Raw genomic sequence first — 20796 nt, 5'->3', positions numbered from 1 at the left:
AGCGCTGGCGGTGGTGATTCTGGAGATCATGATCGTGCCGATCATTCTGTTCAACCGCAGTCAGGCCAAGGAAATGGAGGGTAAAGAATGAAGCGCATCCGTTTCTCCAGCCTGATGCTGGTCATCGGTCTGTTGTTCATCTACCTGCCGATGCTGATCCTGGTGATCTACTCGTTCAACGCCTCCAAACTGGTAACGGTGTGGGGCGGCTGGTCGATCAAGTGGTACGTCGGCCTGCTCGACAACACCCAACTGATGGGCTCGGTGCTGCGCTCGCTGGAAATTGCCTGCTACACCGCGGTTGCCGCGGTGGCGCTGGGCACACTGGCAGCGTTCGTACTGACGCGCATCACGCGCTTCAAGGGCCGCACGCTGTTCGGCGGCCTGGTGACAGCGCCGTTGGTGATGCCGGAAGTGATCACCGGTCTGTCGCTGTTGCTGTTGTTCGTGGCCATGGCGCAGATGATCGGCTGGCCGCAGGAACGCGGCATCGTCACCATCTGGATCGCTCACACGACGTTCTGTGCGGCGTATGTGGCGGTGGTAGTCTCCGCCCGCCTGCGTGAACTGGACCTGTCGATCGAAGAAGCGGCGATGGATCTGGGTGCACGGCCGTGGAAGGTGTTCTTCCTGATCACCATCCCGATGATCGCGCCATCACTGGCGGCGGGCGGCATGATGTCCTTCGCGCTGTCGCTGGATGACCTGGTGCTGGCGAGCTTCGTTTCCGGCCCGGGTTCGACGACCCTGCCAATGGAAGTGTTCTCGGCGGTGCGCCTGGGCGTGAAGCCGGAGATCAACGCCGTGGCGAGTCTGATTCTGCTGGCGGTATCGATCGTGACTTTCATGGTCTGGTTCTTCAGCCGCCGTGCCGAAGAAGCCCGCAAGAAAGCCATCCAGCAAGCCATCGAAGAAAGCGCAGCCGATTCGTGGAAGCAGCCGGACGTGCGCCGGGCGCCAAGCCCGGAAGCCGCGTAAGCACTAATGGGTTGGCCTCATTCTCGAGGGCAACCCAATTCCAAATGTAGGAGTGAGCCTGCTCGCGATAGCGGTGTATCAGCCAGGGATTTTTCAGCTGAAACACCGCTATCGCGAGCAGGCTCACTCCTACAATGGGATTTACGCAGTCCAGGGTGATTGGCGGATGACCTCGACAAAGTTCATCGGCTTGAAACCCGGCTGCTGATCCTTCAGCACATCGGTCTTCACATTGCCAAACGTGGTCTGCGGACGATGCCGCAAGCCATCGGCAAACGCGCAGATGATGCATTCCTTGAAACCTTCCCCACGCGGGTGCGCATGCACCACCGCCTCACGCTGCACGGTGCTGAAGGCTGCGTAATCCATACCCAGCACGTCCATTTCCACACCAGCGGTCACCAGCGCCACCGTTGGACGCAGATGCTTGGGCACGCCCGGCGTGGTGTGCAGGGCAATCGACAGCCAGACCTGCTCGATGTCGTCATCGCTCAACCCGTACGGTTTGAGAAACGCCGCCGCTGCGTTAGCACCGTCCACCTCAAAACGCTCGTCATCGCTGCGATGACCTTCGACCAGACCGAGGTCATGGAACATCGCGCCGACGTAAAGCAGCTCCGGATCGTAGGCCAGTTGCTGGCGCTCACCGCTCAGCGCGCCGAACAAAAACACCCGGCGCGAATGGTGAAAAAGCAGGTCGGATTCGATGTCGCGGATGTACTCGGTGGTGGCGCGGGCGAGGGCGCTGTCGGGGATTTTGATGCCGGCGATGGTTGTGCTCATGGTGCTTTCCTTTCTGAAAGCGCCGTCGTGGCGCTGATGGGGAAAGTCTGTTCCCGACGCTGAAAGCGAACAATCGGCGCATGGCTGCGATCCTTGCCAATCCACCTGCAAATCGTGCCAAGCTAAAAGATCGCCGCCTGCGGCAGCTCCTACAGAAGCCCGCATTCCCCTGTAGGAGCTGCCGCAGGCGGCGATCTTTTGCTCTTGAAAGGGAATCCACTGCCATGAATAGAACCGTCGCCATCGTTGTGTTCGCAGGCGTGCAGTCGCTCGACGTCACCGGCCCCATGGATGTGTTCGCCGAAGCCAATCGCTTCCTCGCGCCGGAAGATCACTATCGGCTGGAAGTGATCGGCCTGGAAAAAACACCGATGGCCTGTTCCAACGGTTTGAGCCTGAATGCTCATCGCCACTTCAGCGAAGCCCTCGAGGCCTACGACCTGTTGCTGGTCGCTGGCGGCCCGCAACTGCCATTCATGGATTTTGGCGCAACATTTGATGATTGGCTGCGCGGGGCGTGTTCAAGGGCGCAGCGCTACGGTTCAATCTGCAATGGCGCGTTCATGCTCGCGCGTGCCGGGTTGCTGGAGGGGCGCACCGTCACCACGCACTGGAACGACGCCGAGGCGCTGGCGCAGTTGTGTCCGACCACGCAGGTCGAAGCCGATCGCCTGTACGTCGAGGACGGCGCGCTCTATACCTCGGCGGGGGTGACGGCGGGGATCGATCTGTCGTTGTATTTGCTGGCGCGGGATCACGGCGCTGAAGTGGCGCTGAGCGTGGCCAAGCGACTGGTGGTGTTCACCCAGCGCTCTGGTGGCCAGTCGCAGTTCAGTCCGTTCCTGACGCCGCATGCAGAGCCGACGTCGGCGGTGGCGATGGTGCAGTTGTATGTGCTGGCCAATCTCACTGGCGATCTGACGATTGCCGATCTGGCCAATGCGGCGAACATGAGTGCGCGCAATTTCTCCCGAGTGTTTGCCCGGGAAGCCAAAGTCACGCCGGCGGAGTTTGTCGAGCGGGCGCGGGTGGATGCGGCGCGGGTGATGCTGGAAAGCACGGCGGCGCCGTTGAAGACCGTGGCGTATCAGTGCGGGTTTCGCGATGCGCAGCATATGCGCGGGGTGTTTAACCGAAGGTTAGGCGTGACGCCGCAGCAGTTTCGGCTGAATTTTGCGGTGGTGCTTTAAACCTCACCCTCACCCCAGCCCTCCCGAAACGTCGGACCGCCCAGAGGGAGAGGGGGCCGAGACGGGGATATTGAGGAGATACGCCGACGTGAAATTGCTGTGCCGAATCCATAATCGACACCGCTCTTTCAGGTCGATGTATGACAAAAGACACCTCGGTCAGTCCCCTCTACCTCTGGGAGAGGGCTAGGGTGAGGGGCTTTTAAGGCGCCGCCCGCGCAGGCAACAGCTTCAACGTACTGCGCGTATTCGCCGTCACCTCTTCCTCGCTGAAATGCGCCTGCACATACATGCCGTCGACATACGCCTCAGCCTGATCGTCATAGTGGCTATCAAACGGCACACCACTCTGCCCAACCGGGTTTATCGTCAACCCATGCGCCGGATCGGCAAAATCCACCAAGCGCCGCGTCGACGGCCCGTAAGTCACCGGCCATGGCGCCGGGCCGATCTTCGCCGACAGATTGTTCGGCACTTCATGACTGCCCGGCGCCGCAAACGGCCCGACGTTGAATATTCGATCCAGCGGCTTCTGCTGCCCCAACGGATGGCCATGGGTCAATGTGTGCGCCGTGCCCCATTTCCACTCGGCAGTGTTGTCGCCGAGGGTCAGCTTCAAATGCTGCATGCTCGCCTGCCACGCCGTGCGCACAACATCGGCACGGGTCTCCTTGTTCGGTGTGCTGCGGTTATCCCACCACGGCGAATCGGCATTCGCCGCCAGCCTCGGCAGCGCCGCATCGATCACCCGCGTCGACAGCAAAGTGTCGAAGAAATCATTGCCCAGCTCATCACGCATCGCCGCATCGGCGAGGTCGTAGAGGAACTGGTTGAACACCGTTGCATTGACCGAATCCAGCGGATAGTCGCCCGGCCACTGCGCCAGTTGCTCGACCAGTTTCAACTGTGCCGGATCGCTGACCACCTCACGCAACACCGGCAATAGCGGCACCAACAGGCGCGGGCCGTAACCGGTGGCGGTGCCCAGTTGCAGTTTCTGGTTGGCCTCGTTGGTCCACTTCAGGCTCTTGTCGCTGAGCTGGCGATCGAGCTGTTGACCGCGATCGGCGAGGTTGTAGTAGCCGGGAATCTCCATGCCGGTCGGTGACAGCGGCTGGAAGTTGGCCGAAACGATGTAGCCGCGCGCCGGGTTCTCTTCCTGCGGATTGGCGCTGAACGGGTAGAAACCGTCCTTGTCTGCCTGATTGCTGCTGCCATCGAGAATGAATTCTGGTCTGACCCCGGCCGGGCGCTTGGGCAGCAATGCCGAGGCCCACCAGGCGATATCACCCTTGGCGTTGGCGTAAACCAGATTCAGCCCCGGTGCCTGCACTTTCGCCGCTGCGGCGCGAGCCTTGGCCAAGGTGTCGGCGCGGTTGAGCTGGTAGAAGCCTTCGAGGATCGGGTTTGGCGTTTCGAGGAAGGCCCACCACATCGCAATCGGGGTTTTGCCGGCGGCCGTGCCGAGCGCATCGTTGACGATCGGCCCGTGAGGCGATTGACGCAGGGTGAGGGTCACCGGCGACTGGCCCTTCACGTTGATCTGCTGCTGCGTGACGAGCATGTCGGTCCACTGGCCGCGATACCAGACCTGATTCGGGTTATCCGGGTTGACCTTCTCGGCGATCAGATCCAGATCGTCGTTCTGGAACATGGTCAGGCTCCAGCCGAAATCGAGGTTGTGCCCCAGAAACGCAAACGGCACCAGCGCCTGATGATGGCCGTACAGCTCAAAACCCGGCGCCGACAACTGCGCCTCGTACCACACCGACGGCACTGAGAAACGAATGTGCGGGTCACCGGCCAGCAGCGGTTTGCCGCTCTGGCTGCGACTGCCCGAGATCACCCAGGCGTTGCTGCCTTCGAACTGCGGCAAGCCGTTGTCGATCAGTGCCTGTTCGCTGAGGCGGGCAAGGGCGTTGAGGTCTTTCCAGTCGCCGGCGGCGAGCGCTGGCGCCTGCTTGGCATGACCGTTGACCAGCACGCCCTTGGGCTGCCAGTCGAGATCGAAGACGGTGAGGTAATCGGCGCCCAACTGATCGCGCACGTAGGTCAGCAACGGTTCGGTGCGAAACGCGGCGGCAAAGCTGTAGGCCATGTAACCGGCGACGCTGATGCTGTCTTCTGCCGTGAACGGTCTTTTGGGGATGCCCAGCACGTCGAACTCGATCGGCGCAGCGTGGCTGTCCTGATATTGGTTGATGCCATCCAGATAGGCTTGCAGGCCCTTCCACGCCGGCGACTGTTTATCGAGACTGGCAACGTAACTGGCGGCGCGCTCACGGATGCGCAGGCTGCGGAACAGTTTGTCGGTGTCGAGCAGTTTCGGCCCGAGCACTTCGGCCAGTTCGCCACGGGCCAGACGGCGCATCGCTTCCATCTGGAACAGCCGATCCTGGGCATGCACATAGCCGAGCGCGCGGTAGAGGTCGGTTTCGTTCTCGGCACGAATGTGCGGCACACCGCGTTCGTCGTAACGCACGGTCACCGAACCCTGCAGGTTGCGCAGTTCGACCTGGCCCTGGCGCGTGGGTTGTTTGCTGTAGACATACCAGCCGACGCCGGCAAGCAGAACAACGATGAGCAAGCCAAGTACGGTGAACACGCGCTTCATGGTGACTCCTTGTGCAGGCGGGATTGCCGCCCGTCGGGCTGCAAACAATTAGCACAGACCTTCTGTGCCGTGCAGCGCTGTCCTTGAAAAGTCCGGAATGCCTTACTGAGTCTCAACCGGCCACGGGCAGTAACAACCGACTGCCAGGGTGTGCGTGGCGTTGACCGGGCGATCTTCCGTCAGGGCATTCAAAATCGGTTCGATAAAACTGTTGCTGGAATTGCAGGTCAGGCCTTCGCTGTACGGACCGAAGTAGGCCAGTTTGCCGCTGCGGTCCCAGATCGCCACGGCCGGGCTGGCGGGGACTTGCTCGGAGCCGGGCAATATCGTGATGGTTTTCAGACTGCTGAGGTTGGCCGGCAACTGCCCGTGGCTGCCAGTCTTTTGCACCGCGAAGAACTCGACACCCTTGGCGCCGAACTGCTCGACCATCTCGGTCAGATGCTGTTGGTTGCCGACATTGCACGGGCAGGCCGGGTCCCAGAAATGCACCAGACGGATCTTGCCGGGACCGGCGAGATTGTCCGGCAGGCGCAGCGGATCACCGGAAAATACCGCGGTGTGTTCGCTGAATGCGCGCAGGTAACGCCCCTGAAACCAGTCGTACGCGGCCCACAGCACCCCGGCGCAGATCAGCGCGAGCAGACTGGCAAACAGTGCGGTGCGGTAGGGCGAACGCATGGTTTTCGATCCCGAAAAGGTGGGCTAGCTTGCCATGTCTGCCACGACAGATGAATATCGCAGGCCGATAAAGTCTGTTTACCGTTTTGGAATTCCCGCATGCCTGCCACTTTCGACCCCGATCAAATCCGCGCCAGCCTCAAGCCATTGGCCGAGTGGCAGCCGTTGTCGGACGAGGCCAAGGCGTACCAGCAGTTTTATAAAACCGATTTTCCCCATCGCGATGTCTGGCGTGGCATGGGCCGTTTCGAGGTCGATGGTTATGAAGTGGTCAGCCATTGCTGGTGGCCGGAGAAGGTCAAGGCGACGCTGTTTCTGCTGCATGGTTATTACGATCACACCGGGCTCTACCGGCATGTGATCGAGTGGGCGCTGGATCAGGACTTTGCCGTGATCGCCTGCGATTTGCCGGGCCATGGTCTATCGAGCGGGCCGCGCGCGAGCATTCGCGACTTCTCGGAATATCAGGACGTTCTGCAAGCCTTGTTCGCCGAGGCGCAATCGATCGCGCTGCCGCAGCCGTGGCATTTGTGCGGGCAGAGCACCGGCGGGGCGATTGTGGTCGATCACCTGCTCAACCATGGCGAAAACAGCCCGGCGCAAGGCCAAGTGATTTTGATGGCGCCGCTGGTTCGGCCGCGAGCGTGGGGCTGGTCGCAGCTGAGTTATTACCTGCTCAGACCTTTCGTCAGAGGTGTCGCGCGACGTTTCAGCGAGAACTCCAACGATCCGGATTTTCTGCCGTTTCTGCAGACCGATCCGTTACAGCCGCGACGCTTGCCGACGAAATGGGTCGGTGCATTGTCGCGCTGGATCATCCGCGTCGAGCACGCGAAAAAAAGTCCGCGACGGCCACTGATCATTCAGGGGCAGGCGGACATGACGGTGGACTGGCAGCACAATTTGCAGGTGTTGAAGTGGAAGTTCGACCGGCCGCAGATTCTGCTACTGGCCGAGGCCCGGCATCATCTGGCGAATGAGACGGTGGAGATGCGTGAGGAGTATTTCGAGTTCTTGAGCAAGCGCATCAGGGGCCGGAATCTCTAGCGCTTGTGAGGGCCCCTTCGCGAGCAGGCTCACTCCTACATTTGGAATGCGTACCCCTGTAGGAGTGAGCCTGCTCGCGATAGCGGTCTAAGAGACGACGAAGATCATTGCCCGACCGCCAACCCCGCCCGAATCGCCGCCAACGCCGCCTGATAGTAGGCCTTGCCCTCAGCCGACTCGGCAAACGTCGCAAACTCTTCCAGCTCTTCATCCGACAGATCGCGATAGACATAGAGCAACGTGTTGTTCATGTCCGCGCCAATCTGATCCATCAAGCGCTGACGCTGACCGTTCAACATACCTTGCGCCTGACCACCGCCGAGCAGTCCCGGAATCATCGAACTCAAGCTGTCTGCCGCGACGCCGGCAATCGCCAGGCTGACTTCGGCGCCGGCTTCGCGGGCAGGTAATGCTTGAGCGAGGTGGCCGATGATCAGCAGACGGCTGTCGCTGACCTGCATCTTCGGCAGCCCTTTGGCGTTTTTTGCCAGTTGATCGCGACGGGTCGCGAGCAGTTCAGCGGCGACGATTTTTTTGCCCAGTGGCGATTGAAAGAAGGTCAGTGCCGGTTTCGGGTCGGCAAGCTTCTGCCGCAGTTGTGCTTCGGCGCGTTGATCCACGGCCTGCGGGGCGAAGCGCTGGTTACTATTGTTGACCAGCGCTTGAAAAACGGCGGGCGGCAGACTGTTCTGATAACGCTGCTGTGCAGCCGTCAGGGCGTCGTTGAAATGCGCGCGTTGTTCTGGCCAGCCGGCGACCTTGTACAGCTGATCGTGGCCGTCCGCCCAGGCGGGCAAAACGCAGAACATCAACAGTGAAAAAAGCAAACGGCGCATAGGGACTCCTGTCAGCAGCGGACTATTCTCCGTGCGGTGCCGGTACTTGTCGAGAATTCGTATCAAGCCGCCGCGTGGCTCTGTCGGATTTTTCGCCGGCGGCATACTATGCGCGCCATGCAAATATCCTCTGAACACCCGCTGCTGTTACGCATTGTCGACGACCTGGCCGAGCATGGCTGGTCGCAGCAGAACATCTTCCTGCCCGCCGGTTTGACCCGCGAGCTGGCCGCTGAGTGCCGTAAACGTGAGGCCGAAGGTGAGCTGGCGCCGGCAGCGGTTGGCCGTGGGCCGTTTTCAGAGATTCGTGAAGGAATTCGTGGCGACCATATTCAGTGGATCGACCCCGGTCAGGCCGAGTCCAGCGATCGTTACCTGAATCTGATGGAGAGCCTGCGCGAGGCGCTCAACCGGGGCTTGTTCCTCGGCCTCGAAGATTTTGAATGCCATTTCGCCCTGTATCCGCCCGGCGCGTTTTATCGCCGGCATGTCGACCGTTTTCGCGACGATGACAAGCGCATGGTCTCGGTGGTGGTCTACCTCAATGACGCGTGGCTGCCGGAGGACGGTGGTCAGTTGCGCATGTACCTGAACGATGAGCGCGTGCATGACGTGCAGCCTACCGGCGGCTGTCTGGTGGTGTTTCTTTCCGGCGAAGTGCCGCACGAAGTATTGCCGGCGCACCGCGAGCGCCTGTCGCTGACCGGCTGGTTCCGTCGCCGTGGCAACGAGCCGTTCTGAGATGGACAAGATTCTGGTCAGCCGCTGCCTGTTGGGTCATCGCGTGCGTTATGACGGTGGCGCGAGCGGGCCGTTTGATTTGCTTGAACAGTGGATTGCCGAAGGGCGGGTGGTGCCGTTGTGTCCGGAGGTTGCCGGGGGGTTGCCGACGCCACGGGCGGCGGCGGAGATTCCGGGCGGGCAGGGTGCTGAGGTGCTGGATGGCGTCGCTGCGGTGATCACCACTGATGGCGAGGATGTCAGTGCGCAGTTTCTGGATGGCGCGCGGCAGGCGCTGGAGCTGGTGCAGAAGCACGGGATTCGTGTGGCGGTGCTGAAAGCCAACAGTCCTTCTTGCGGGAATTTGCTGACGTATGACGGGTCGTTCAGTGGCGTCAAAGTCAATGGCGAAGGGGTGACGGCGGCGTTGCTCAAGCGCCATGGAGTGCAGGTGTTCAGCGAGCTTGAACTGCCGCAGGCCGCGCTGGCCCTTGCTGCTTTGGATTGATCCGCAATCGTTGCCCTCACCCCAGCCCTCTCCCGGAGGGAGAGGGGGCCGACCGAAGTGTCTGGCACTATTCATCGACCTGAAAGACCTTATCGACTATGGATTCGACACAGCCATACCGATCGATTATGGATTCGACAATGCCATGACCGATCGATTATGGATTCGACAAAGCCATGACCAGCCGATTTCGGATTCGGCACATCCATTTCAGGTCGAAGTCCCTCTCAAGCATCCCCCAATCAGTCCCCTCTCCCTCCGGGAGAGGGCTAGGGTGAGGGGCTTTTAAGGCTTCAACCACTTTTCGGACAGCGCCGCCAGACGCCCATCCGCTTTGATCCGCTGCATCGCGCTCGCAAGGCTGGCCTGAAACGCCGGATTACCCTTCTGAAACGGTATCGCCAACTCCACCGGTGCGCTTGCCTTTGGCTTGGCGTCGGTCAGCGTCTGCACCAAGACCATCGGCTGCGGCTGTTCATCTTTCTTCGCCAGCAACTGCGAATCGACCTTGCCATAAGGTTCGCTGAAGTCGAAACGATCCTTGAGTTCGGGTGTCAGTGCTATGTGATTGAGCGCGACGTCGTACTTGCCGCTTTCGACGCCCTGGAGCAGATCGGCCTCGTCGGTGACGATGAAGTCGGCGCGAACATCCAGCTCGTTAGCCAACAGTTGTCCAAGCTCGACCTCGAACCCCGTGAGTTTGTCGCCGTCATCCTTGTAATTGAAGGGCGGTGTATTAGCCTCAAGGGCTATGCGCAGCTCGCCACGGTCGTTGACGTCATCAATCAGTTCGGCGTGAGCCAAAGGGCTCAAAAGGGGTAGCAGGCAGATCAGGCCAGGCAAAAAGCGCATGGTCACTCCTTTGAAATCATTAATGCGACGCTCTGAGTCAGGCTCGCTTTGCTATGGTTGTCGAGTGCCTTCGACAACGAATGGTCATGAAGTTGTCATGACCGTGCGGATTTTACGGAAAACTGGAGAAGAAAATGAAAAGCTTTATGTCACGTGCAACGTTGGCGGGTGTGCTGATGGGTGTTTCGGTGCTGGCCAGTGCTGCCACACCCGCGCCAAAAGGCGCCGAAGTGTTCATCGTTTCTCCCGAGGACGGGGCCACGGTTTCGCAGACTTTCACCGTCAAGTTCGGTACCAAGGACGTCGCCCTGGCGCCGGCCGGTGATGTCACCAAGAACACCGGTCACCATCACCTGCTGATCGACGCCAAGGAAATCGTTCCTGCCGGTTCGGTCGTCCCTACCGATGCCAACCATATGCACTTCGGCAAGGCGCAGACCCAGGCTGACATCAAGCTCGCCCCGGGCAAACACACCTTGCAGCTGGAACTTGGCGACAGCGGTCACATGGCATTCGATCCGCCAATCGTCTCGAAGAAAATCACCATCAACGTCGAATAACCTTTTCGCCGTGCATGAAAAAGGGAGCCCGAAGGCTCCCTTTTTTGTCGCTCAGCGTTCGATCAGAACAACACACGGCTACGGATGGTGCCGTTGATGTGTTGCAGCTTCTCTTGCGCCAGGTCCGAGTACTCGGCGTCGACGTCGATCACCACGTAGCCAACCTTCTCGTTGGTCTGCAGGAACTGACCGGAGATGTTGATGCCGTTTTCGGCGAAGACCTTGTTGATCTCGCTCATCACGCCCGGAATGTTCTCGTGGATGTGCAGCAGGCGGTGCTTGCCAGGGTGAGCCGGCAGGGCCACTTCCGGGAAGTTTACCGACGAAACGGAGGTACCGTTGTCGCTGTACTTGACCAGTTTCTCTGCCACTTCCAGACCGATATTGGCTTGCGCTTCGGCGGTCGAACCACCGATGTGCGGGGTCAGGATGACGTTGTCGAGGCCACGCAGCGGGCTTTCGAACTCTTCGTCATTGGAGCGTGGCTCCACCGGGAAGACGTCGATGGCCGCGCCGATCAGGTGCTTGTCCTTGATCGCGTCCGCCAGGGCGTCCAGTTCAACCACGGTGCCACGCGCCGCGTTGATCAGAATGCCGCCCTTCTTGATGGCGCGGATTTCCTTCTCGCCGATCATCCACTGGGTCGCAGCGGTTTCCGGAACGTGCAGGGTGACGATGTCGGACATGCCCAGCAGCTCGGTCAGGCTACCGATCTGAGTCGCGTTGCCCAGCGGCAGCTTGGTCACGGTGTCATAGAAGTACACCTGCATGCCCAGACCTTCAGCCAGAACCGACAGCTGCGTACCGATCGAGCCGTAGCCGACGATGCCCAGTTTCTTGCCACGGATCTCGAAGGAATTGGCTGCGGACTTGATCCAGCCGCCACGGTGGCAGGATGCGTTTTTCTCCGGGATGCCGCGCAGCAGCAGGATCGCTTCGGCCAGCACCAGCTCGGCTACGGAGCGGGTGTTGGAGTACGGCGCGTTGAACACGGCAATACCGCGCTCACGGGCAGCACTCAGGTCGACCTGGTTGGTGCCGATGCAGAAACAGCCGACCGCAACCAGCTTCTTCGCGTGATCGAAGATCTCTTCGGTCAGTTGGGTGCGCGAACGAATGCCGATGAAGTGAGCGTCAGCGATCTTTTCCTTGAGCTGGGCTTCCGGCAAGGAACCTGTCAGGTATTCGATGCTGGTGTAGCCCGCCGCCTTGAGGACGTCGACAGCCGATTGGTGGACGCCTTCGAGAAGAAGGAACTTGATCTTGCTCTTATCGAGAGAAGTCTTGCTCATCTGCGTAAACCTGTATCCCGGAGAAAAATGGCAGGAAATGGTCAACAGACGCTGACCCGGACGACAAGAAAGTCGTCTCCGCGGATCTGGCCTTGGGCACTGTCCTGCGGGGTCGATATGCTAGCATAGCCTCCCCGCTAAACACTCATTCCTGCGACGTGAAGCGTTCTCAGGATGACCATGAATTGTTCGAGAGTTCTGTCGATGACCAATCCTGCCCTGATTGATGAACTGAAGACCCTGGTCGAGCCTGGCAAGGTCCTGACCGACGCCGACTCCCTGAATGCATACGGCAAGGATTGGACCAAGCACTTCGCCCCGGCGCCCAGCGCCATTGTGTTTCCCAAGACCATCGAGCAGGTGCAGGCGGTTGTCCGCTGGGCCAACACGCACAAGGTGGCGCTGGTGCCGTCGGGCGGGCGCACCGGGCTTTCCGCCGCTGCGGTGGCGGCGAATGGTGAAGTGGTGGTCTCGTTCGACTACATGAATCAGATTCTCGACGTGAACCTCACTGACCGCACCGCCGTTTGTCAGCCGGGGGTGGTCACTGAGCATTTGCAGAACGTCGCCGAAGAAAAAGGCCTGTATTACCCGGTCGACTTCGCCTCGGCAGGTTCCAGCCAGATTGGCGGCAACATCGGCACCAATGCTGGCGGGATCAAAGTGATTCGCTACGGCATGACCCGTAACTGGGTGGCCGGCATGAAAGTCGTCACCGGCAAGGGCGATGTGCTCGAACTGAACAAAGACCTGATCAAGAACGCCACCGGTTACGACCTGCGGCAGCTGTTCATCGGCGCTGAAGGCACGCTGGGTTTCGTCGTCGAAGCGACCATGCGCCTCGATCGCGCGCCGAAAAACCTCACCGCGATGGTCCTCGGCACCGCCGATTTCGATTCGATCATGCCGGTGCTGCACGCTTTCCAGGGCAAGCTCGACCTGACCGCGTTCGAATTCTTCTCCGACAAAGCCCTGGCCAAAGTCATGGGCCGTGGCGACGTACCGGCGCCGTTCGAAACCGATTGCCCGTTCTATGCGTTGCTGGAGTTTGAAGCGACCACGGAAGAAGTGGCCAACAGCGCACTGGAAACCTTCGAGCACTGCGTCGAGCAGGGCTGGGTGCTGGACGGCGTGATGAGCCAGAGCGAAACCCAACTGCAGAACCTGTGGAAGCTGCGCGAATACATCTCCGAAACCATCTCGCACTGGACGCCGTACAAGAACGACATCTCGGTCACCGTGTCGAAAGTACCGGCGTTCCTGAAGGAAATCGACGCGATCGTCGGCGAGCACTATCCGGACTTTGAAATCGTCTGGTTCGGCCACATCGGCGACGGCAACCTGCACTTGAACATCCTTAAGCCGGATAACCTGAGCAAGGACGAGTTCTTCGCCAAGTGCGCGACCGTCAACAAGTGGGTGTTCGAAACCGTCGAGAAGTACAACGGTTCGATCTCCGCCGAGCACGGCGTCGGCATGACCAAGCGCGATTACTTGACCTACAGCCGCTCGCCGGTTGAGATCGAGTACATGAAAGCGGTGAAAGCGGTGTTCGACCCGAACGGCATCATGAACCCGGGCAAGATCTTCGCGGTTTGATCTGTAATCTTTGATGAATCAATGAAGGCAGGAGTCGGTAAATGAGCTATCAGCACCAGTACGTCGACGGCACGCGCATCCACTTCCCGATCGGGAAAGTCGTGTGCATTGGCCGTAATTACGCCGAACACGCCAAGGAACTGGACAACCCGGTGCCTACCGAGCCGTTGCTGTTCATCAAGCCGGGCAGTTGCGTGGTGCCGCTGGAAGGCGGTTTTGCCATTCCGACCGAGCGCGGCTCGGTGCACTACGAAGCAGAAATCGCCGTATTGATCGGCAAGCCATTGTCGACCAAGCCAAGCCGTGAAGAAGTGCTCGACGCCATCTCCGGTTTCGCCCCGGCGCTGGACCTGACCCTGCGCGACAAGCAGGCCGAGCTGAAAGCCAAGGGCCTGCCGTGGGAAATCGCCAAGTCGTTCGACGGCGCAGCGGTAATTGCTCCGTTCGTGGTCGGCAGCACCTTCGCTGATCTGACCGACATCGGTATTCGCCTGACCATCAACGGCGAAGTGCGTCAGGACGGCAACAGCAGCGCGATGCTCAACCCGATCGTGCCGATGATCCAGCACATGGCTGGCTGCTTCTCGCTGCAGGCGGGGGACGTGATCCTCACCGGCACGCCAGTCGGCGTCGGCCCGCTGAACGTTGGTGAAGACATCGTCCTCGAACTGGTCGGTGCGAGCAGCTTCACCAGCAGCGTGCGCTAATCGCCACGCCGCAAATCCCCTGTGGGAGCGAGCCTGCTCGCGAAGGCGCCAGGTCAGTCGACATCATCGTTGCCTGACACTCCGTCTTTCGCGAGCAGGCTCGCTCCCACATTGTTTTGTGGCGCCCTGAAAGTTGCCGGCAACACACGACAATCCCGCCATTTGCCGTTTTTTTCACATCCTGTCTGGATAATTTCCGTAATTCTGGCGTCTGAGCCGGTCTCTTTGTGCTATTACCCATAGCCTGAATTTTCGGAACGCGTCCTTCGATGTCCTCTCCAACTCAGCTCAAACCCGTCCGCCGCTCTCGTTTTGCCCTGCGTTGGTATTCCTGGCTGCTACTGGCCATTGTCGCCGCTTATGGCCTGGCGTTCGCCATGCATTGGGATGACCGTGGCGTGCTCTGGGTACTGGAGCGCTTCGAGAGCCCGGCCGAGCAGAAGGAAAGCGTCTGGCTACCGGACTATCGCGCAGTGATCGATGCAAAGTTGCTGCCGGGCATGGAGAAGGACGAAGCCTCCGACCTGTCCTATAACCCGCAGACCAAAACCCTGTTTTCGGTGATGGGCAAGAACCCGTTTCTCGCTGAGCTGAGCCTGCAAGGCGATGTTCTACGCAAGATGCCGCTCAAGGGCTGGAGCAATCCCGAAGGCCTGACCGTCATGGAAAACGGCTTGATGGCGATTGTCGACGAGCGTGAGCACATGCTCTCTATCGTCAAGGTCGACGCCGACACCCGCGAGCTGAATATCGCCGATTTCCCGAAATACGACCTCGGCCCGTCGAAAGATCAGAACAAGGCTTTCGAAGCCATCACTTGGGACCCGCGCAATCAGCAACTGCTGCTGGGCGAGGAACGACCGCCGGCGTTGTTTACCTGGAAAAGCGACGGCAGCCAGACGCTGAAGGGCGACAAACAGAAGCTGGACAGCGACGAACTGGATATCCGTAACCTGTCTGCCTTGGCGATTGACCCGCGCACCGGGCACACGCTGGTGTTGTCCGCTGATTCGCACTTGCTCCTGGAGCTGGACGAGAGGGGCGAACAGGTCAGTTTCATGACCTTGCTCGGCGGTTTCAACGGCCTGAAGAAAACCATTCCTCGCGCCGAAGGCGTGACCATGGACGAGGCGGGCACGCTGTACATGGTCAGCGAGCCGAACCTGTTTTATCGCTTCGAAAAACAGCGATAACTGTCCTCGCGGCAATTTCAGACAAGTCTGATTGTCCTGACAGGCAAGTGGCCATTAAGCTTCAGTTCAGACGTGCGTGATATTTCATCCGCCTGTTTTGACTTCGAGCCCGCCCGAATGCGTCGACTTGCCCGTCCCAAACCTCTGTTTATCCTTCTGTCGGTGATGGCCCTGATCGCGTTGATTGCGATCGGCCAATACATGCGCCTGTTCGAGCGTGCCTGGTTCAACCTGCATACGTTGTGGCAGACGCAGAGCAGTGAGTCCATTGCTCTGGACCAATATCGGGTCGAGATCGAGGCGCGGGTCATCGACGGGCTGAACGACGATGTTTCAGCATTGACCTTCGATCCGGTGCGCAAAAGCCTGTTCACCGTGACCAACAAGAATGCCGAACTGGTCGAGTTGTCGCTGGAGGGCAAGATCCTGCGGCGCATCGCCCTGATCGGCTTCGGCGACCCGGAAGCGGTCGAGTTCATCAGCGCCGATACTTACGTGATCACTGATGAGCGCCAGCAGCGGCTGATCAAGATTCATCTGGAAAAAGACACGACCTTCCTCGATGCGGCCGACGCCGAGCAGATGACCCTCGGTGTGCACATGAGTGGCAACAAGGGGTTCGAGGGGTTGGCCTATGATTCAGTCGGCAAGCGCCTGTTTGTTGCAAAAGAGCGCGATCCGATGCTGATCTACGAAGTGCATGGCTTTCCGCACTTCAACCCGGAAAAGTCCTACGCGGTGCACGTGATCAACAACCCCAAGCGCGATGCCGGGATGTTCGTGCGCGATCTGTCGAGTTTGCAGTACGACGAGCGCAGCGGGCATTTGCTGGCGCTGTCGGATGAGTCGCGATTGATTCTGGAGCTGGATGTCGACGGGCGTCCGTTGAGCACCATGTCGATCAGTGGCGGGCGTCAGGGTTTGAAGAAAACCGTGCCGCAGGCGGAAGGGATTGCGATGGATGATGACGGCACGCTGTACCTGGTGAGCGAACCAAACCTGTTCTACGTCTTCAAAAAACCAACGCCAAACTAACCAACACCACAAAACCAATGTAGGAGTGAGCCTGCTCGCGATAGCGGTGTGTCAGTCGACATTTATATCAACTGACACACCGCTATCGCGAGCAGGCTCACTCCTACAGTTTTATTCGTCTGTCCACAGATGTGTGGGTGACTGGGCTTACTCAGCCTTGAGGGTTTTCACGCCTTCGCTGGTGCCCAGCAGCAACAGATCCGCCGGACGCGCCGCGAACAAGCCGTTGGTGACCACGCCAACAATCGCATTGATCTGCGCTTCCAGTTCCACCGGGTTGGTGATCTGCAGGTTGAACACATCGAGAATGATGTTGCCGTTGTCAGTCAGCACGCCTTCGCGGTACACCGGGTCGCCGCCCAGTTTCACCAATTGACGCGCAACGTGGCTGCGGGCCATCGGGATCACTTCGACTGGCAGCGGGAACTCGCCCAGCACCGGCACCAGTTTGCTGGCGTCGGCGATGCAGATGAAAGTTTTGGCCACGGCCGCAACGATCTTCTCGCGGGTCAGGGCCGCGCCGCCGCCCTTGATCAGGTTCAGATGCGCGTCGCTTTCATCGGCGCCGTCGACGTAGAACTCCAGGTCGCTGACGGTGTTCAGCTCATACACCGGAATCCCGTGGCCCTTGAGGCGCGCGGCGGTGGCTTCAGAACTGGCGACCGCGCCATCGAACGCACCCTTGTGCTGAGCCAGGGCATCGATGAAGCAGTTGGCGGTGGAGCCGGTGCCGACCCCGACGATGCTCTTGTCGTCGAGTTTCGGAAGGATGAAGTCGACGGCGGCCTGAGCCACTGCCTGTTTGAGTTGATCCTGGGTCATGCGGGCTCCGGAAGCGGGCAAGGAGAGAACGGAAAGGCCGGCATTATAGCCGCAAGCGCGGCTAAAACCTCTGGATTCGTGTGGTCGTGCGGGCAAAAGCCGGGTTAGACTCCTCGGTCCCGCTCAACCGCTCAGTGATGCTTTCCGATGCTCGAACAGTACGTCAAAAAGATCCTCACCTCGCGCGTTTATGACGTTGCCGTAGAAACCCCGCTGCAGAACGCTCGCCAGCTCTCCGAGCGGCTGGGCAATGACATTTGGCTCAAGCGCGAAGACTTGCAGCCGGTGTTCTCGTTCAAGATTCGCGGCGCCTACAACAAGCTGACGCAACTGAGCGATGAAGAGCGCGCCCGTGGCGTAGTCACCGCATCGGCGGGCAACCACGCGCAAGGCCTGGCCCTGGCGGCGAAAGTACTGGGCGTCAAAGCCACCATCGTCATGCCCAAGACCACTCCGGAAATCAAAGTCGAAGGCGTGCGTTCGCGCGGTGGCAAAGTGGTGCTGCACGGTGATTCGTTCCCGGAAGCCCTGGCCTACTCGCTGAAGCTGGTCGATGAGAAAGGCTACGTCTACATCCACCCGTACGATGATCCGCACACCATCGCCGGGCAGGGCACCGTGGCGATGGAAATCCTGCGCCAGCACCCGCAGCCGCTGGACGCGATTTTCGTCCCGGTCGGCGGTGGCGGTCTGATCGCCGGTATCGCTGCGTACGTGAAATACCTGCGCCCGGACATCAAGGTCATCGGCGTCGAGCCTGACGACTCCAATTGCCTGCAAGCGGCGATGGCCGCCGGCGAACGCGTGGTGCTGCCGACCGTGGGCATCTTTGCCGACGGCGTGGCCGTGGCGCAGATCGGTCAGCACACCTTCGACATCTGCAAGGACTATGTGGATGAAGTGATCACCGTCAGCACCGACGAGATCTGTGCGGCAATCAAGGATATCTACGACGATACCCGCTCGATCACCGAACCTGCTGGCGCGTTGGGCGTGGCCGGGATCAAGAAGTACGTCGAGCAGCGCGGTGTCAGCGGCCAGACTTTTGTGGCGATCGACTCCGGCGCCAACGTCAACTTCGACCGCTTGCGCCATGTCGCCGAGCGCGCCGAACTGGGTGAAGGCCGCGAGGCGATCATCGCCGTGACCATCCCCGAGAAGGCCGGCAGCTTCAAAGCGTTCTGCGAGGCTGTGGGCAAGCGCCAGATCACCGAATTCAACTACCGCTACAACACCGGCAGCGAAGCGCACATCTTCGTTGGCGTGCAGACTCACCCGGAAAACGACCCGCGCAGCGCGCTGCTGGCGAGCCTGACCGAGCAGGGCTTCCCGGTTATCGACCTGACCGACAACGAACTGGCCAAGCTGCACATCCGCCACATGGTTGGCGGTCACGCGGCGCATGTCATTGATGAAGTGGTGTTCCGCTTCGAATTCCCGGAACGTCCGGGCGCGCTGTTCAACTTCCTTAATAAGCTCGGTGGGCGCTGGAACATTTCGATGTTCCATTACCGTAACCACGGCGCTGCCGATGGCCGTGTGGTCGCGGGCCTGCAAGTGCCGCACGACGAGCGTCATCTGGTGCCGGCGGCGCTTGAGGAAATCGGTTATCCGTACTGGGACGAAAGCGAGAACCCGGCCTATCAGCTGTTTCTTGGCTGAGCGGCTACGCTGATGGGCATGGCCCAAGGAAGAGAAGTACATGGAAACCCTGACCACCCTGAAAGTCCTTCACGTCGCGGCGACCGTGGTCATACTCGCGAGCGGGCTGGGGCTCGCCGCTCTGACCTGGCGTAATCGCAGCGAAGGGCCGGCCAGCACGATGCAGCGTCCCTGGTTGTTTATCTGGTGTTTGATGCTGATCGGTATGCTGAGCATGCCTTTCACCGGCTGGTGGTTGGTCCACCTGATCGGCTGGCCACTGGGGCAGTTCTGGATTCTGGGGTCCAGCGTGATCTATGCCGTGGCCACGTTGAGTGCAGTGTGGTTGCTGGTGCGGCTTAATCGGTTGTGGACTAGCGGGGTTGGTAACCGGAAATTCACGTTGGCGCTGGCGATTGTCAGCGGCATCGGATTTCTCGCCATTGCGGCGTTGATGGGGGCCAAGCCTGTCTAGGGCTTGAGACCGCGTAGACCCAATCGCGAGCAGGCTCACCCCTACAGTTGACCGCGTTCCAACGTTGAAACGCGGTCAACTGTAGGAGTGAGCCTGCTCGCGATAGCGATATCAGCCGCGCAACGAAATCACCGGCCAGCCACGCTTCTCGGCTTCAGCCCGCAGATTCGGATCCGGATCCACAGCGACGGGATTCGCCACCTGCTCCAGCAACGGCAAGTCATTCATCGAATCGCTATAGAAATAGCTGTCGTCCAGCGAATGCCCGGTCTCTTCCAGCCAACGGTTCAGGCGCGTCACCTTGCCTTCACGGAAGCACGGAATATCAGTGCTGCGCCCGCTGTAACGGCCATCAACCATTTCACATTCAGTGGCGATCAGGGTTTCAACGCCCAGTCGCACAGCAATCGGCGCCGTCACGAAGCGGTTGGTCGCGGTGATAATCACCAGTTTGTCGCCAGCGTCTCGGTGTTTTTTCAGCAGTTCCAGCGCCTGCGGCAGCACGATCGGTTCGATGCAGTCGCGCATGTAATCGTTGTGCCACTGATCGAGCACGGCCATTTCGGTGCGGCCGAGGATCTCCAGGCAGAAGTTCAGGTACGCGGCGTTATCCAGTTTGCCGGCCAGGTAATCCTGATAGAACTCGTCGTTGCGCGCTTTGTACGCAATCGGATCGAGGAAGCCGCGTTCACACAGATAGTCGCCCCAAGCGTGATCGCTGTCGCCGCCCAGAAGGGTGTTGTCCAAATCGAAGAGTGCCAGGCGCATTGCAGTTACCCGCTGATAAGTCTGTAAAAAGGCGACAAGAATACGGTCTTTTCACAAGAGTGCACATAAGGTAGGAAGCTTCGTTGCCGCCTTATCAACCTTTGTGGAACAATGCGGCGACATGCGTTTGCGAGGTTGTTGCCGTGATCGACCCCGATGGTTTCCGCCCCAATGTCGGGATCATTCTGACGAATGACGCCGGCCAGGTGCTATGGGCTCGCCGTATCAATCAAGATGCCTGGCAGTTTCCGCAAGGGGGAATCAACCCTGAAGAGACGCCGGAAGACGCCTTGTACCGCGAGCTGAACGAAGAAGTTGGCCTGGAACGTGAAGATGTTGAAATACTGGCCTGTACTCGGGGCTGGTTGCGCTATCGTTTGCCGCAACGTCTGGTGCGTACCCACAGCCAACCGCTGTGCATCGGCCAGAAACAGAAATGGTTTCTCCTGCGCCTGATCTCCAACGAGCAGCGGGTGCGGATGGATTTGACCGGTA

22 protein-coding genes are annotated in these 20796 nt (G+C 59.9%); 14 read left to right on the top strand and 8 right to left on the bottom strand.

All coding sequences use genetic code 11. The features are described 5' to 3' along the window. Both ACIPIZ_RS27700 and ACIPIZ_RS27695 read left to right on the top strand, forming a co-directional pair. Positions 1–91 (top strand): hypothetical protein (locus tag ACIPIZ_RS27700; RefSeq protein WP_401168618.1); only part of this gene is annotated, 91 nt, incomplete at its 5' end. Continuing rightward, positions 88–978: an ABC transporter permease subunit gene (locus ACIPIZ_RS27695; RefSeq protein ID WP_007913861.1), complete on the top strand. Its 891-nt coding sequence runs from the start codon at positions 88–90 to the stop codon at positions 976–978. The genes ACIPIZ_RS27700 and ACIPIZ_RS27695, both read left to right, overlap by 4 nt. Positions 979–1119: 141 nt before the next feature. Here ACIPIZ_RS27695 and ACIPIZ_RS27690 read toward each other — a convergent pair whose 3' ends face one another. Next, positions 1120–1761: an HD domain-containing protein gene (locus tag ACIPIZ_RS27690; RefSeq protein WP_105704613.1), complete on the bottom strand. Its 642-nt coding sequence runs from the start codon at positions 1759–1761 to the stop codon at positions 1120–1122. A gap of 224 nt (positions 1762–1985) precedes the next feature. On the opposite strand from ACIPIZ_RS27690, the gene ACIPIZ_RS27685 reads away from it, so the two are divergent. Then, a complete protein-coding gene (locus ACIPIZ_RS27685) occupies positions 1986–2951 on the top strand; it encodes a GlxA family transcriptional regulator (protein ID WP_401168615.1) in 966 nt (321 codons plus the stop codon). A gap of 202 nt (positions 2952–3153) precedes the next feature. Here ACIPIZ_RS27685 and ACIPIZ_RS27680 read toward each other — a convergent pair whose 3' ends face one another. Continuing rightward, positions 3154–5565, bottom strand: a complete 2412-nt coding sequence (locus ACIPIZ_RS27680; RefSeq protein WP_401168612.1) for a penicillin acylase family protein — start codon at positions 5563–5565, stop codon at positions 3154–3156. Between the two features lie 102 nt (positions 5566–5667). Beyond that, the gene (locus ACIPIZ_RS27675; RefSeq protein ID WP_064388020.1) at positions 5668–6246 is read right to left on the bottom strand and encodes a DUF6436 domain-containing protein; all 579 of its coding nucleotides are present in this window, start codon (positions 6244–6246) and stop codon (positions 5668–5670) included. Positions 6247–6345: 99 nt separating this feature from the next. On the opposite strand from ACIPIZ_RS27675, the gene ACIPIZ_RS27670 reads away from it, so the two are divergent. After that, on the top strand, positions 6346–7293 hold the full coding sequence (locus tag ACIPIZ_RS27670; protein WP_236427442.1) for an alpha/beta hydrolase: 948 nt from the start codon (positions 6346–6348) through the stop codon (positions 7291–7293). Between the two features lie 104 nt (positions 7294–7397). Here the strand turns inward: ACIPIZ_RS27670 and ACIPIZ_RS27665 are convergent, their stop codons facing one another. Continuing rightward, the gene (locus ACIPIZ_RS27665; protein ID WP_064388022.1) at positions 7398–8129 is read right to left on the bottom strand and encodes a DUF2059 domain-containing protein; all 732 of its coding nucleotides are present in this window, start codon (positions 8127–8129) and stop codon (positions 7398–7400) included. Between the two features lie 108 nt (positions 8130–8237). Between ACIPIZ_RS27665 and ACIPIZ_RS27660 the strand changes: the two genes are divergently transcribed. Both ACIPIZ_RS27660 and ACIPIZ_RS27655 read left to right on the top strand, forming a co-directional pair. Then, the gene (locus tag ACIPIZ_RS27660; protein ID WP_064388023.1) at positions 8238–8870 is read left to right on the top strand and encodes a 2OG-Fe(II) oxygenase; all 633 of its coding nucleotides are present in this window, start codon (positions 8238–8240) and stop codon (positions 8868–8870) included. A gap of 1 nt (position 8871) precedes the next feature. Next, on the top strand, positions 8872–9357 hold the full coding sequence (locus ACIPIZ_RS27655; protein WP_401168607.1) for a DUF523 domain-containing protein: 486 nt from the start codon (positions 8872–8874) through the stop codon (positions 9355–9357). Positions 9358–9642: 285 nt separating this feature from the next. Here ACIPIZ_RS27655 and ACIPIZ_RS27650 read toward each other — a convergent pair whose 3' ends face one another. Then, positions 9643–10209: a transporter substrate-binding domain-containing protein gene (locus tag ACIPIZ_RS27650; protein WP_401168604.1), complete on the bottom strand. Its 567-nt coding sequence runs from the start codon at positions 10207–10209 to the stop codon at positions 9643–9645. A 134-nt stretch (positions 10210–10343) separates the two neighbouring features. On the opposite strand from ACIPIZ_RS27650, the gene ACIPIZ_RS27645 reads away from it, so the two are divergent. Beyond that, positions 10344–10769 carry a DUF4399 domain-containing protein gene (locus ACIPIZ_RS27645; protein WP_401168601.1) on the top strand — a complete coding sequence of 142 codons (426 nt, stop codon included), beginning with the start codon at positions 10344–10346 and terminating at the stop codon, positions 10767–10769. Positions 10770–10831: 62 nt separating this feature from the next. Here ACIPIZ_RS27645 and serA read toward each other — a convergent pair whose 3' ends face one another. Then, positions 10832–12061, bottom strand: a complete 1230-nt coding sequence (gene serA, locus ACIPIZ_RS27640) for a phosphoglycerate dehydrogenase (RefSeq protein ID WP_008085296.1) — start codon at positions 12059–12061, stop codon at positions 10832–10834. 204 nt (positions 12062–12265) lie between these two features. On the opposite strand from serA, the gene ACIPIZ_RS27635 reads away from it, so the two are divergent. The 4 genes from ACIPIZ_RS27635 (at position 12266) to ACIPIZ_RS27620 (ending at position 16595) form a co-directional block, all read left to right on the top strand. Next, complete coding sequence (locus ACIPIZ_RS27635) at positions 12266–13660, top strand: FAD-binding oxidoreductase (RefSeq protein ID WP_064116316.1); 1395 nt, start codon at positions 12266–12268, stop codon at positions 13658–13660. A gap of 41 nt (positions 13661–13701) precedes the next feature. Further along, positions 13702–14367, top strand: coding sequence for a fumarylacetoacetate hydrolase family protein (locus ACIPIZ_RS27630; RefSeq protein ID WP_105704607.1), 666 nt, complete (start codon positions 13702–13704; stop codon positions 14365–14367). A 269-nt stretch (positions 14368–14636) separates the two neighbouring features. Beyond that, complete coding sequence (locus ACIPIZ_RS27625) at positions 14637–15560, top strand: SdiA-regulated domain-containing protein (protein WP_401168597.1); 924 nt, start codon at positions 14637–14639, stop codon at positions 15558–15560. A 117-nt stretch (positions 15561–15677) separates the two neighbouring features. Then, the gene (locus tag ACIPIZ_RS27620) at positions 15678–16595 is read left to right on the top strand and encodes an SdiA-regulated domain-containing protein (protein WP_064388029.1); all 918 of its coding nucleotides are present in this window, start codon (positions 15678–15680) and stop codon (positions 16593–16595) included. 147 nt (positions 16596–16742) lie between these two features. Here ACIPIZ_RS27620 and rpiA read toward each other — a convergent pair whose 3' ends face one another. Beyond that, positions 16743–17417, bottom strand: coding sequence for a ribose-5-phosphate isomerase RpiA (rpiA, locus tag ACIPIZ_RS27615; RefSeq protein ID WP_007913886.1), 675 nt, complete (start codon positions 17415–17417; stop codon positions 16743–16745). A gap of 147 nt (positions 17418–17564) precedes the next feature. Here rpiA and ilvA point away from each other — a divergent pair, with 147 nt between their 5' ends. Together ilvA and ACIPIZ_RS27605 are read left to right on the top strand one after the other, a co-directional pair. Further along, entirely contained in the window at positions 17565–19079 is a 1515-nt protein-coding gene (gene ilvA / locus ACIPIZ_RS27610) for a threonine ammonia-lyase, biosynthetic (protein WP_064388030.1), read from the top strand. A 40-nt stretch (positions 19080–19119) separates the two neighbouring features. Beyond that, complete coding sequence (locus ACIPIZ_RS27605; protein WP_064388031.1) at positions 19120–19533, top strand: DUF2269 family protein; 414 nt, start codon at positions 19120–19122, stop codon at positions 19531–19533. Positions 19534–19644: 111 nt separating this feature from the next. Here the strand turns inward: ACIPIZ_RS27605 and ACIPIZ_RS27600 are convergent, their stop codons facing one another. Beyond that, positions 19645–20301, bottom strand: coding sequence for an HAD family phosphatase (locus tag ACIPIZ_RS27600; protein WP_105704604.1), 657 nt, complete (start codon positions 20299–20301; stop codon positions 19645–19647). A 143-nt stretch (positions 20302–20444) separates the two neighbouring features. On the opposite strand from ACIPIZ_RS27600, the gene ACIPIZ_RS27595 reads away from it, so the two are divergent. Next, the coding region (locus ACIPIZ_RS27595) for an RNA pyrophosphohydrolase (RefSeq protein WP_401168592.1) at positions 20445–20796 on the top strand (352 nt) is incomplete at its 3' end.

The organism is Pseudomonas sp. NPDC087690, assembly GCF_044743175.1.
GTDB lineage: Bacteria > Pseudomonadota > Gammaproteobacteria > Pseudomonadales > Pseudomonadaceae > Aquipseudomonas.
The sequence above is the reverse complement of the archived record's forward strand: the minus strand, read 5'-3'. Positions and strand labels throughout refer to the sequence as shown.

Excerpts from the sequence above, each read along its gene's own strand:
- ACIPIZ_RS27605 (WP_064388031.1), top strand. The coding sequence starts at position 19,120 with ATGGAAACCCTGACCACCCTGAAAGTCCTTCACGTCGCGGCGACCGTG.
- ACIPIZ_RS27675 (WP_064388020.1), bottom strand. The coding sequence starts at position 6,246 with ATGCGTTCGCCCTACCGCACCGCACTGTTTGCCAGTCTGCTCGCGCTG.
- ACIPIZ_RS27660 (WP_064388023.1), top strand. The coding sequence starts at position 8,238 with ATGCGCGCCATGCAAATATCCTCTGAACACCCGCTGCTGTTACGCATT.
- ACIPIZ_RS27655 (WP_401168607.1), top strand. The coding sequence starts at position 8,872 with ATGGACAAGATTCTGGTCAGCCGCTGCCTGTTGGGTCATCGCGTGCGT.
- serA (WP_008085296.1), bottom strand. The coding sequence starts at position 12,061 with ATGAGCAAGACTTCTCTCGATAAGAGCAAGATCAAGTTCCTTCTTCTC.
- ACIPIZ_RS27690 (WP_105704613.1), bottom strand. The coding sequence starts at position 1,761 with ATGAGCACAACCATCGCCGGCATCAAAATCCCCGACAGCGCCCTCGCC.
- ACIPIZ_RS27685 (WP_401168615.1), top strand. The coding sequence starts at position 1,986 with ATGAATAGAACCGTCGCCATCGTTGTGTTCGCAGGCGTGCAGTCGCTC.
- ACIPIZ_RS27600 (WP_105704604.1), bottom strand. The coding sequence starts at position 20,301 with ATGCGCCTGGCACTCTTCGATTTGGACAACACCCTTCTGGGCGGCGAC.
- ACIPIZ_RS27650 (WP_401168604.1), bottom strand. The coding sequence starts at position 10,209 with ATGCGCTTTTTGCCTGGCCTGATCTGCCTGCTACCCCTTTTGAGCCCT.
- ACIPIZ_RS27695 (WP_007913861.1), top strand. The coding sequence starts at position 88 with ATGAAGCGCATCCGTTTCTCCAGCCTGATGCTGGTCATCGGTCTGTTG.
- ACIPIZ_RS27625 (WP_401168597.1), top strand. The coding sequence starts at position 14,637 with ATGTCCTCTCCAACTCAGCTCAAACCCGTCCGCCGCTCTCGTTTTGCC.
- ACIPIZ_RS27620 (WP_064388029.1), top strand. The coding sequence starts at position 15,678 with ATGCGTCGACTTGCCCGTCCCAAACCTCTGTTTATCCTTCTGTCGGTG.
- ilvA (WP_064388030.1), top strand. The coding sequence starts at position 17,565 with ATGCTCGAACAGTACGTCAAAAAGATCCTCACCTCGCGCGTTTATGAC.
- ACIPIZ_RS27630 (WP_105704607.1), top strand. The coding sequence starts at position 13,702 with ATGAGCTATCAGCACCAGTACGTCGACGGCACGCGCATCCACTTCCCG.
- ACIPIZ_RS27680 (WP_401168612.1), bottom strand. The coding sequence starts at position 5,565 with ATGAAGCGCGTGTTCACCGTACTTGGCTTGCTCATCGTTGTTCTGCTT.
- ACIPIZ_RS27645 (WP_401168601.1), top strand. The coding sequence starts at position 10,344 with ATGAAAAGCTTTATGTCACGTGCAACGTTGGCGGGTGTGCTGATGGGT.
- ACIPIZ_RS27635 (WP_064116316.1), top strand. The coding sequence starts at position 12,266 with ATGACCAATCCTGCCCTGATTGATGAACTGAAGACCCTGGTCGAGCCT.
- ACIPIZ_RS27665 (WP_064388022.1), bottom strand. The coding sequence starts at position 8,129 with ATGCGCCGTTTGCTTTTTTCACTGTTGATGTTCTGCGTTTTGCCCGCC.
- ACIPIZ_RS27670 (WP_236427442.1), top strand. The coding sequence starts at position 6,346 with ATGCCTGCCACTTTCGACCCCGATCAAATCCGCGCCAGCCTCAAGCCA.
- rpiA (WP_007913886.1), bottom strand. The coding sequence starts at position 17,417 with ATGACCCAGGATCAACTCAAACAGGCAGTGGCTCAGGCCGCCGTCGAC.